Here is a 1,315-nt window from a genome sequence, read left to right as displayed (position 1 = left end):
GAGCCTGTCAGTAATCCTGTGTAACTGCCATCGTATTAAAGGTGATCGCTCAGGCGGTCACCGAACTCGATAATAAAACGACTCATCGCCAGCCGCCAGTTCTGGATCGGCATACTCCATTTTTTTGACGCATCTTTGATCGCCAGATAAACAACCTTCCGTACCGAGTCGTCCGTCGGGAACACTTTGCGTTTCTTTATCGCCGCACGGATCACGCTGTTCAGCGATTCTATGGCATTCGTGGTGTAGATGGCCTTGCGGATATCCGGTGGGTAGCCGAAGAACGTGTTCAGATTTTCCCAGTGCGCATGCCAGCTTTTGCTGATTTGTGGGTATTTGTCGTCCCACTTGCCCGCGAACGCATCCAGCGCCATCAGCGCCGCCTCTTCGGTCGGGGCCTGATAAACTGCCTTCAGTCCACTGGTGACGGCTTTGTAGTCCTTCCAGGATACGTATTTCAGGCTGTTACGTACCATATGGATGATGCACAGCTGGATATGAGTCTGCGGGTAGACACTGTTTATCGCATCCGGGAAGCCCTTCAGGCCGTCCACACAGGCAATCAGGATGTCCTGAAGCCCGCGATTTTTAAGCTCTGTCAGCACACTCAGCCAGAACTTTGCGCCTTCATTTTCAGCGATCCACATGCCCAGCAGCTCTTTCTGGCCTTCGGTGTTGATGCCCAGCGCCAGGAAGACGGCTTTGTTAATCACGCTGCCATTCTGACGGACTTTTACAACAATACAGTCCATATAAACAATGGGATACAGTGCATCAAGTTGTCGGTTTTGCCACTCAGCGACCTGCTCTTTGACGGCGTCGGTGACTTTAGATATCAGCGTGGGGGACACATCGGCGTCGTACATCTCTTTGAACGTCGCGACGATTTCACGTGTGGTCATGCCTTTGGCGTACAGGGATAAAATCTGGCTATCCATCTGCGTAATACGCGTCTGGTTCTTCTTAATGAGCTGGGGTTCGAAGGTGTTTTCACGATCGCGCGGCGTACTGAGCTCAATCTCACCGTCATCGCAAAGCAACGTTTTCGACGAGTATCCGTTACGGGTATTGGAGCCGGTTTTGGGCGCATTCTTCTCGTGCCCGAGGTGCTCAGTGAGTTCAGTATTGAGCGCCGTTTCGACGGTTAGCTTCGTCAGCATACGGGAAAACTGGTTAAGATCAGCTTCGGTTTTAAGGCCCTTAGCCAGTTCAGCCGCCAGCGCTTTGAGTTTCTTTTCGTCCATAATTTGCCTGTCTCCGTTGTTGGAATGAACATATCAAAAACAGGCAGATACACAGTTTAAATTACAGTCTC

General features: G+C 51.1%; 1 protein-coding gene. It reads right to left on the bottom strand.

What is annotated here, in order from left to right; all coding sequences use genetic code 11:
• Window positions 1-35 precede the first annotated feature (35 nt).
• The gene (locus tag JQ822_RS24270) at window positions 36-1,244 is read right to left on the bottom strand and encodes an IS256 family transposase (RefSeq protein ID WP_213135449.1); all 1,209 of its coding nucleotides are present in this window, start codon (window positions 1,242-1,244) and stop codon (window positions 36-38) included.
• Window positions 1,245-1,315: the final 71 nt, after the last annotated feature.

This window comes from Citrobacter sp. FP75 (genome assembly GCF_018342065.1).
Classification (GTDB): domain Bacteria; phylum Pseudomonadota; class Gammaproteobacteria; order Enterobacterales; family Enterobacteriaceae; genus Citrobacter.
Note: the sequence above shows the minus strand (reverse complement) of the source record. Positions and strands in the feature narration are given on the sequence as shown.